Raw genomic sequence first — 10,167 nt, 5'->3', positions numbered from 1 at the left:
TTTGCAGAACATCAATTGCTTTTTTGATTGCAGGTGGGAAAGGAATTCCCATAAGTGTCGTATTCTCGATAATGGAGAGCAGTTCGTTCAGACAGAAGCTGATGCACACGGTATCACGGATATAATTTGTGCCAATGAGAATATCAATTCTCACGCCGACCACCACCATAAGCAGAATACAAAACTTCTTTGCAAGTCCGACCCAGCCTGCCTTACTGCTGAGAGAACCGCTGCTGCTGTGCTTGGATTTGCCCATGACAGCTGTTACGACACCTGTCACAAGGTCAATGCCCATAAAAACTACGAGTGTTGCCAATGCGGAATCCCAGCCGCCGAGCAGTGTTGCGATAAATCCGCCGACAATGCCTGCAATCAGGCAAATGGTATCTTTCATAAGATCACTCCTTCATAAATTTAATAGACTTCACCATCGGATGTGAATTATCCGATGTGCCTTTGAAAGCGAGATAATATTCTCCATCCGACACATTTTTCAGTGACTGCATCACAGAAATGAAAGTATCGGAATAAAGCCATTTAAATGATAATTTCAAAGCATTTTCTGCTTTGATTTCTTCATAGATATACTGAGCCAATTCCGACCCTGTTTTATCTGTCTTCGGAATAAGATAAAATTCAGCGTCCTGTGATGCACCGACCATATAGCTTAAAAGCAGCTTCATTTTTGAAGTAATTGCGACAGGTGTCAGAAACATCACAAAAACATTTCCTGCCCAACTGAAATCGTTCTGATTGAAATACAGGGCATAATCATTTTCAGCAGAGCAGAAATGCGGATAACTCTCCGCAAAACCTGCAAGAGAACGATAACCATCGTTGTAATAGGTGTAAATGCTGTCACCGTATTTCTGCAAAGTATCAGAACCGCTTTCAAATACAGAAATATAACTGATTCCGGAAATGCTTTCAATTTGTTTTTGCAGCTCTGCAATATCTGTTTTTGTTGCATAGCTTGACATATCAGGTGTTATTCCGTCTTTGCCATCTACACCATTTTTACCGTCTTTTCCAGGCAAGCCATCTTTACCGTCAGCCCCTCTGAGGCTTTCCAGCCATTCTGTTTCAGTGCCAACAAAGCCGTGTTCCATTGCAATGATGTAAGCGGATTTACCGTCAGAGCCATTCACACCGTTTTTCCCATCCACGCCATTTTCGCCGTCTTTCCCTTTGAGAAAAGCAAGCCATTCTGCAAGTGTCCCTGTGAATCCGTTCTGCACGGCAAGTTCATATGCGGATAAGCCGTCTTTTCCATCCTTGCCGTCTGCACCATCTTTCCCATGCTGCACTTCACCGATTTTCTGTAAAAGCTGCGTATACAAATCGGGCGTCGGCGGAATGGGGGAATCGGCATCCTCTCCTACAAATCCGGATGCACGAATATGTAGTGTCACCGGAACCGTTGTGGCACGCAGTCCGGATGTATTGTCAGCGTCATATCCGAATACGGATAGCTTTACCGCACCTGCATGAAGCTCCGCAGGCAGCAAACAGGACAGTCCGTCAGTGCCGAGCACACGGTTGTATGTTTCATCACACTGGGTAAACTGCACCACCTTGTGAAACTTTTTCCAATCGCCGTCAAATACAAATTTCAGTGTTACAAATGCAATCTGGTCGGAGGCAATCACTTCGCGTTCTAGAAGCTCAATTTTCTGTCCCTTTACAAGAAATTTCAGCATCATTCCTTCACCTCGTTCCATGTGCCGTCAGCGTATTCCAGATACCCGTCAGTACACTGAATTTTTGTAAGTCCGGATTTTGCAATGTCCATAGCAGATTTGCCGTCCCAGTTATTGCCTTTTTCAATCGTCTGCCACTGTGCAAGCGTACCATCATAGGTAATCAGCTTGAGGGCGGAGCAGTAATTGAACACGTTCGAGCCGATTTTCTTCAGCTTTGAGCCTATGGTAAAGTTCGACAGCTTTGTACAGCTGACGAACATAAACTCACCGATAACAGTTCCATTGATGGTTACTTTCTTTAATGCCGTACAGTCACGGAAGGCATATTTTCCAATTTCCGTAACTGAATCAAGAATAACAAGGCTTTCAATTGCAGTACCCCAGAATGCACTGCCCGAAATGCTTGTAACTTTTGACGGAATTGCAATATTCGTTAAACCACACACCTCACCGATATAATTATCTCCCTGCATGAAAGCTGCTTGTCCGATACTTGTCAGCGAGGGCGGGAGTGTGATATTTTTCATGTTTTTGCAATTTTCAAAAACATAATCACCTACAGAAACGATTCCCTCATCAATTACAACAGCTTGAATGTCGCTATTGCCGCGCAAGGGAGATAAGTTGGTGTCCAAATCATAATCATACATTTCTCCCGTGCCACGCACCAGCAGATTGCCGTTGCTGTAGAGAACATAGTAAATCTCCTTGCCAAGAGAACCGACAGCAATTACATCGCCTGTAAGGTCATCCACCTTTAGCTGAAGCATATCCACAGTGCTTTGCAGCGTGTCGAGTTTACCAGTCATTTCTTGAACTCTGTCTGTTAAAACCGTCATAGCAACAAGCATTTCAGACACCCTGCATTTTCCCAGAATACACTTCACATAGCCGCATTTCTTCTCATCTGCACGATAATCTTTGATATTGGCATCCGTAATTTTCGTTACACCGCCGTTCAGACGAACCGACGCAAGGGTCAGATATGTTTTCGTATCCGTATTTTCAAAAACAGGAATCGTTGGCGCAGTTGCCGCTGTTCCGGACTTTACTTCCAGTTTGCAGGCACGGACGGAATCACTGACATCACAGCTGATGCCGATGGTCACATAGCGTGAAAGGGATTCATCTGCATATTTCCGCAAATCGAGGGTATATACAGTGTCATTGATGAAATAGTGACCGTTCAGCCATGCTTTTCCCGTGCCGATGAGAACCGAGAGCTTTTCTCCGGCAGTAACCGAAAAATTGTTCCCGTAAGTATCCAATACACCATTGCAGATCATGCTTGACAAATATCCTGTGAAATCTTCTGCTGTGTAAACTCTGTCCAGATTTTTTGCATTGAAAAATCCATATGAAAATGCCATAAGTACCTCCTATATTTTGAATGTTGGTGTCAGACTTCTGCCGTTCTGATCAAAGCTTTCAATCATGCCCACAAGCTGAATTTTCGGCTGTATGAGTCCGAAACGCACATGCTTCACAGTGACATAATCGCCGACAAAATAGTCTTTGTTGTACTGATACTGCGTGGAAAATGCAGCAATGGACGATATGGGGATTGTCGTTCTGTAAAATACTGCGGTCTGTGCCTTGCAGAAGATCACATTTCAGTGCATTGCCTTCCATGCGGATATTTACCGAACCGCCAATGGTTTCGCAAATGGTATACAGCCATTCCATCAGATTATCATAGCTGACTTGCAGTCTTGTTCTGCTTTGCCAGCATTCGCCGCTGACTGTTCCCATAGAAAGTCCGGAAATGGTGCGGGTGCCAGCGGATATGGCATTGTCGGAAAGCACACTCCGCACAATATTTTCAAAGGTATTGCCTGCGGAAAATGACGGGTAAATGATTCTGCGGGAAAGCAGTGATGTCAGGAATCTGCCTGAAACGGTCAGATAATCACCATTTTCTGCATCGGTATCAATTTGTACCGACTCGATGATGCCGAAGTGTTCCTTGTCATCATTACGCCCGATGATTCTTCCTGTCCGGAAAATCTCCACATTTTTGGCATTGGCGGCAATGTACACTTCAAAGCAGCCGCATTTGTAATATTCCACGTCCCAGAGCAGCGAAGAAAAACTGTCGCAGATTGCCATAAGCTCTGCTGAGATACTGCGTTCTTTTGCCGTAAAACAATAAATTTCAATCTGCATCTTTTACACTCCTAAATACGCATTTGTGTGCATCAAGGTCACACGGATATTTTTCACATTGCGAACGGCGGTTACATGAAACGTGTTTTGTCCCTCACGGAGCGTCAGCCATGTGGAACCTGCCACCAGTCGATTGATGATGTTGAAATCCACGCCGTTTCGGGTGAGCGTCACCGTTTTGCTGCCTGTTTTGGTGGTGATTGTAATGACATCTCCTTTGAGAATTTCGCCTTTGATTTGAAGATATTCGCCGGTGTCGGCATTGTATATCGTTGGTGTTACTGCGGCGATTTCCGGCACTGTTTCATTTGCCCATGCTTCTATGCGAATGGTAAAGCCTGTTTCATCACCGTCATTTTGTATGGGGATATTATCCGTGGTGCTGTAAATTCCAAGGGGAAACGGCTCGTCACTTTGCGGAAAGGGAAATACAAATGCCCCTGCAATCTGGCTGTAGTAGGCGTGAATTGCAAAGGTGCTGTAAAAGTACGGGTCGGGACAAATCATTGAAATCTGACCGCTGACCTTATCACTGAAGTGTTCCACAGGGCAGGTTTCCACATAGCCTTCGGTGCACACGTCAATGCCTGCCGTTTTGTAATAGAGCTTGAGATAGCGGGAGGGTTTCACCACACGGTACAAGGCGTGACGGCGTTTTTCGATGTTCACTCCACGCATCTGAAAGGTAATGACGATGTTCCGCTTTTCGATGAATGCGTTGTTCAGATAGCTGCCGTTCATGCCGGCATAGGTGGAGGTGCTGACTGTGCCGGCAGGGGGATACAGACCGTCGATTTCGGAGACCATATAGCGGTTGGCTGTGGTGGTTAGGTCGATTTGTTCGCCGGCGGCGTTTTCGAGGATGAGAGAGAAAACCAAAGTTTCAGCTCCTTTCATTGACTTTTGAGAGTGGAATGTGATATAATTGGGTTATATGCTGTAGGGCGTGACAGCCCTATAAATCGGAATTTGTGAGGTGGTATAATGAATAAAATTAAGCTGACTGCACTTCCTTGTATATGTGCAGATGTTTTTTACGGTACTGAAATAATCAGACCGGGAGGAGAAGCATTGAATTTTGCTGTTCATGCCTCGCACTTTAAGGATATAGATGTTACGCTTCTTGGTGTTGTCGGAAAAGATAAATATGCAGAAGCGATAATGGATTCAATATCAAAGCTTGATATTGATAAAAACCATATACGCATTGATGAAAGGTATCAGACTGCAAATAATATGACTTACCTTACAGAATCGGGCGATAGGTATTATAAAGATGATTCATGGAACGGAGAAATTCTCGATAACATCGTACTGAATGATAATGAAATCAAAATCTTATCAAGGTCCGATGTAGTCTTTGTTCATTTCTGGGCTTCGTGTTTTTCGCAAGTAGTTGAACTGAAGGAAACTCTTGGCTTTAAGCTTGCGGTAGATTTTGATGTATATAGAGATTTTGCAGATATGGAACGATTTGCTCCGCATGTTGATTTCTTTATGATAAGCGGCTCGGAAGAACTCCTGCCGAGGTTCAAAGAATTATCGAATAAATACCGTTCCCTGTTCAACGTGTCACTTGCAGAACGTGGAAGCGTTACATACCTTAATGGACAGGAATTCAAAGTGCAAGCTGTGAAAGTTGAAAGCATAATTGACACGACCGGTTGTGGTGACAGCTATCACGCCGGATTTGTCTGCTCATATATGCTCGAAAATAATATTGAAAAGGCTATGAATGTCGGTTCTGAAATTGCAGCAGAAACCTTAAAACATTACGGTGGATTCTGAATAATCAGAAACACAGCTTCCCATTTGTAGTGCTGGAAGGTATGAAAGTGTAAGGAATATAATATGCTTTTGATTATAGTTGACTTGATGATGGCAACGAGAGGACGGTGATGATTGACATGAGGCTTTGCATTGCATTGACCGGTATAGTCTATAAATCATAATAAAATATTTGGAGGATAAAATGACTATATCGGATAAAAACATGAATTATAAAATAATAGATAAGCAGACTTATTACAGGAGCGGAGTGTTCCGGCATTTTTCGGAAGATTGTAAATGTTCCACTTCTATGACGGCAAGAATCAATGTGACAGCACTGAAAAAGTTTTCAGAAGATTCTGGTACGAAGTTTTATATTAATTTTCTGTATATACTCGCAAAGGTACTTAATTCCAGAGAGGATTACAGAATGGGGTATATTTGGCAGACCGAAGAACTGATTTGCTATGACCAGATTAATCCCGCACAGTATATTTTTCACGAGGATACGGAGACCTGTACACCGGTTTATACCGTTTATAATGCAGACTATCACGTTTTCTATAAGGATTGTGCAGAGGATATCAGAAAAGCGAAGGAGACAAGAGAATATCTTCTTGATATGGCAAATCATCCAAACTGGTTTGATGCTTCTTACATTTCATGGTTGTCTTATGACTCATTGAATATTGAACTTCCAGACGGGCATCTGTTTTTTGCACCGATTATCAACTGGGGAAGGTATCATGAAGAAAACGGACAGTTTTTAATGCCGGTCAGTGTGAGACTGAATCATGCAATTGCTGACGGGTATCTGGTTGCAAAGGTATTTAAGCTGCTGGAGGATGAGATGTCAGCATTTTGTAATCAGTATAGGAATTAAAGGTCTAACTTACCTTAAAAGAGAAAAATCGGAAGTATAGAGAGGAAATATGGCATCGAGTAAAGATTATTTAGAATTTATTTTAGGACAGTTATGCGAGTTAAACGATATATCATATAGAGCAATGATGGGAGAATTTATACTCTATTATAAGGGCAAGATTGTTGGTGGAATTTATGATGACAGGCTACTGGTGAAACCAGTAAAAGCAGCAATTTCTTATATGCCAAATGCTGAGTATGAATTGCCGTACGATGGGGCAAAAGAGATGTTGCTTGTAGATGATGTTGACAATAAGGATTACTTGACCGGATTGTTTGATGCCATGTATGACGAATTGCCAAATCCGAAGCCCAAAAAGAAGAGGTAGAACAACAATTCCAGTTTGCAGGGCAGAAACTCCGCCCCATTACTGCTTCACCGCATTCCTTGTAAGTCTATAAATCTCCAGCCGTGATAGTGCTTTCGGACTATTGTTGGTCTGATGCACTGTGCGGCTGTTGTCATTATAGTAGTTATTTACCACCGAGCCGTTTGCATCACGGCTCAAAACCGCACCGGAAATGCCGTCAAGCTGATACTGCAAATCAGAATCCATGGTCAGCTTCATTGCCTGTGCCACACTGCCTACAGCCTTTCCCACATATTTCTTGCTTTTGTGGATGCCGTCAGCCAGCCCTTTCATAAAGTCCGGCATCCAGCTTTCATAGTCGGTCAGCGGTCCTTTATCCGGTACGGAAAAGTGCAGAAATTCCCGAATCGTATCCGCCACACCGGTGACACAATCGGCAAGATTGCCAATCATGCTTCTGATGCCGTCAATGATGCCGCTGATAATGTCGGAGCCCCAGTTCCACGCATCGGACGCCAGTCCTTTCACAAAATCCACAGCGTTGTTGAAACCGCTTTTCACCGTGTCCACAATGCCGCCCACCTTATCGGAAATGGCAGATTTGATGCTGTCCCAGATACCGGAAACCGTGGATTTTATAGTGTTCATCACATTGGAAATGGTAGAGGATATGGTATTCCATGCACCGGAAACAACAGATTTTATAGAATTCAGAACGGAAGAAATCACACCGGAGATGGCGTTCCACACCGTGCTGATCACGCTTGAAATTGCCGACATGACGGTATCAATGACAGATTTGACGGCGTTCCATATGATTTCAAATGTGGAGCGGATACCCTCTAAAATCGGCGTAAGGAAAGAAACGATGCCGTTCCAGATGGCAGAAATTTTCTCTGAAATCCAATCCATCGCCATGCCGATGAGTATCTGAATTGCCTGAAATATTGTTTCAAACAGATAGCGAAAAGCCTCTAACAAAGGCGAGAGGAAGTCATAGATTGCAGTAAAAATACCTGTGATAAAATCCTTAATTGCTGTGAAAACAGTTGTCGCAACGTTCTGAATATTCGTTACGATACCGGTAAATGTGGTGGAGATTGTTGTCCAGGTATTTACAAAAAAATCCCGTATTCCTGTAATGATTCCGGTGAAAAATGCGGATATGCTGTTCCAAATGTTCACAAAGAAATCCTTCACAGATGTCCAGACCTCGTTCCACGATGTACCAAACCAACCGAGAACCACATCTGCAATGCCTTTCAGTGTGTTCAGAATATTGGAAAATGTATTGACGATAAAATCCCATATGGAAGTGAAAATTCCCTTGATGCCGTTCCAGCATTGCTCCCAGTTGCCCGTAAACAGACCAATCAGCACGTCCAGCAGCCCCAGAAGAACACCAGTAAACTCTGAAAAGATGTTGGAGATATTTTGAAAGACACCTTCAAAAATAGGAGCCAGCAGATTGCACAACCCATCCCACGCTGCTTTCAGCACATCGGTGAAACTCTCAAAGTCGAATCCCAGATCATTTAGTCGGTCGGTGATGCCCTGTGTCAATCCGGCAAAGGTGCTTTTGATTTGCTCCCAGATGGCGATGATGTTGCTTTTGAATTCGTCATTGGTTTTCCAGAGATGCACAAAAGCAGCCACCAGAGCAGCAACAGCTGCGATAATGGCAAGCAGCGGACCTAAGGACACGCCTAACGCTCCGGTAATGGCTCCGATGCCACTCTGCACAGCAGAGAAAAGGGCGGGCAGTTTGGACACTGCGGAAAAGACCGTTCCCACACCGGATACTGTTTTTCCCAATACAATCAGCAGAGGACCGAGAGCCGCTGCAGCCAGTGCAATTTTGACAATGGTTTCTTTTGTCTGTGGGTCAAGCTGATTCAGCCAATCCACCAATCCCTGCACCCATGTTACAATGGAACGGATTGCAGGCATCAGAACATCCGAAAAGGAAATCGCCAGTTCCTCCAGCTGAGATTTTAGAATGGTCAGCTGTCCGGCAAGGTTGTCCTGCATGGTTTCTGCCATGGAAAGGGATGTGCCGTCACAGGCAGAAATTGCCCCCTCAAGTTTGCTGATATCCGCAGGTGCGGCATTCATGAGTGCAAGGAAACCGGACATGGCATTCTTTCCCACAAGTGCCTGTGCAGCAGATGCCTGTTCCGATTCAGATAAACCGGAAAAAGCAGTTCGGCAGTCGTCTAAAATATCATTCAGGTCACGCATGGAACCGTCAGCATTGGTGGTCTGTACCGTTACTTCCCCAATTGCATCACCGCAGAATTTCACTTCGCCCGACAAAGCGGTCAGAATGGAACGAAGGGAAGTGCCTGCCTGTGTGGACTTGATGCCCGCATTTGCCATTAAGCCGATTGCCTGTGCGGTATCTTCTACAGAGAACCCCAGCGCACCCGCAACAGGTGCGGCATACTTGAAAGTTTCGCCCATCATGGACACATTGGTATTGGCATTGGAGCTTGCAGCCGCCAACACATCAGCAAAATGACCGCTGTCGGCAGCAGTTAAGCCGAAAGCGGTCAATGCATCTGTAACAATATCGGATGTCGTCGCCAAATCCTCACCGGATGCAGCGGCAAGATTCATAATGCCCTCAATACCGGACAGCATATCTTCTGTTTTCCAGCCTGCCATCGCCATGTAGTTCATGGCTTCAGCGGCTTCACTTGCGGAAAACTTTGTTTTGCTGCCCATGTCTCGTGCTTTGTCTCGCAGTGCATCCAATTCTTCACCGGTTGCACCGGAAACAGCGGCGACCTTACTCATGGCAGAATCGAAATCGGCACCTGTCTTTACTGCAAGCGTTCCCAAGGCAGTCACTCCGGCTGTTATGGGCATCAGTTTTTCGCCTGCACCGGAGATTTTGTTTCCGACATTCTGCATTACTTCACCGGCAGCACCAATTTTCGCAAATGCAGTATTTGTTTTATCTGCCTCGGTTTGTAAACGGCGGAGTTCCTGTTCTGTTTCGACAATTTCACGCTGAAGTGCATCATATTGCTGCTGCGAAATCTCACCGTTTGCAAGAGCAGTGTTTGCCTGTTCTGCAGCAATCTTCAGGGTAGACAGTTTGTCTTTTGTGGCGGAAACCGCATCGGCAAGGAGCTTATGCTTTTGGGAGAGCAGTTCTGTATTGGTCGGGTCCAGCTTCAGCAGCTTTTCCACATCTTTCAGCTGTGTCTGTGTATTTTTGATGTTCTTGTTGACGCTCTCCAGAGCCTTGGAAAGCTTGGTGGTATCGCCGCCGATTTCTACGGTGA

The 10,167-nt window shown here is 44.7% G+C and carries 9 protein-coding genes; 3 read left to right on the top strand and 6 right to left on the bottom strand.

Translation table 11 applies throughout. From position 1 onward, the window contains the following. From RUMCAL_RS02975 to RUMCAL_RS02955, 5 genes are all read right to left on the bottom strand, one after another. A partial coding sequence (locus RUMCAL_RS02975) for a phage holin family protein (RefSeq protein WP_021681014.1) occupies positions 1 to 394 on the bottom strand: 394 nt, incomplete at its 3' end. Positions 395 to 398: 4 nt separating this feature from the next. Further along, positions 399 to 1,703 carry a hypothetical protein gene (locus tag RUMCAL_RS14940; protein WP_021681013.1) on the bottom strand — a complete coding sequence of 435 codons (1,305 nt, stop codon included), beginning with the start codon at positions 1,701 to 1,703 and terminating at the stop codon, positions 399 to 401. Continuing rightward, on the bottom strand, positions 1,700 to 2,812 hold the full coding sequence (locus tag RUMCAL_RS02965) for a leucine-rich repeat domain-containing protein (protein ID WP_242823482.1): 1,113 nt from the start codon (positions 2,810 to 2,812) through the stop codon (positions 1,700 to 1,702). Before RUMCAL_RS02965 ends, RUMCAL_RS14940 begins: the two co-directional genes overlap by 4 nt. Before the next feature lie 319 nt (positions 2,813 to 3,131). Further along, positions 3,132 to 3,869, bottom strand: coding sequence for a siphovirus ReqiPepy6 Gp37-like family protein (locus RUMCAL_RS16400; protein ID WP_021681011.1), 738 nt, complete (start codon positions 3,867 to 3,869; stop codon positions 3,132 to 3,134). A gap of 3 nt (positions 3,870 to 3,872) precedes the next feature. Next, positions 3,873 to 4,748 (bottom strand): phage distal tail protein, encoded by an 876-nt coding sequence (locus RUMCAL_RS02955; protein ID WP_040646724.1) that lies wholly within the window; start codon positions 4,746 to 4,748, stop codon positions 3,873 to 3,875. A 105-nt stretch (positions 4,749 to 4,853) separates the two neighbouring features. Between RUMCAL_RS02955 and RUMCAL_RS02950 the strand changes: the two genes are divergently transcribed. The 3 genes from RUMCAL_RS02950 (at position 4,854) to RUMCAL_RS02940 (ending at position 6,892) form a co-directional block, all read left to right on the top strand. After that, on the top strand, positions 4,854 to 5,657 hold the full coding sequence (locus RUMCAL_RS02950; RefSeq protein ID WP_021681009.1) for a PfkB family carbohydrate kinase: 804 nt from the start codon (positions 4,854 to 4,856) through the stop codon (positions 5,655 to 5,657). Positions 5,658 to 5,841: 184 nt separating this feature from the next. Beyond that, positions 5,842 to 6,522 (top strand): CatA-like O-acetyltransferase, family 3, encoded by a 681-nt coding sequence (locus tag RUMCAL_RS02945; RefSeq protein WP_021681008.1) that lies wholly within the window; start codon positions 5,842 to 5,844, stop codon positions 6,520 to 6,522. 49 nt (positions 6,523 to 6,571) lie between these two features. Beyond that, on the top strand, positions 6,572 to 6,892 hold the full coding sequence (locus RUMCAL_RS02940; RefSeq protein ID WP_021681007.1) for a TfoX/Sxy family protein: 321 nt from the start codon (positions 6,572 to 6,574) through the stop codon (positions 6,890 to 6,892). 39 nt (positions 6,893 to 6,931) lie between these two features. On the opposite strand, the gene RUMCAL_RS02935 is transcribed toward RUMCAL_RS02940, so the two are convergent. Beyond that, positions 6,932 to 10,167 (bottom strand): phage tail tape measure protein (locus RUMCAL_RS02935; protein WP_021681006.1); only part of this gene is annotated, 3,236 nt, incomplete at its 5' end.

The sequence above is a fragment of the Ruminococcus callidus ATCC 27760 genome (assembly GCF_000468015.1).
GTDB classification, from domain to species: Bacteria; Bacillota; Clostridia; order Oscillospirales; family Ruminococcaceae; genus Ruminococcus_C; species Ruminococcus_C callidus.
Note: the sequence above shows the minus strand (reverse complement) of the source record. Positions and strands in the feature narration are given on the sequence as shown.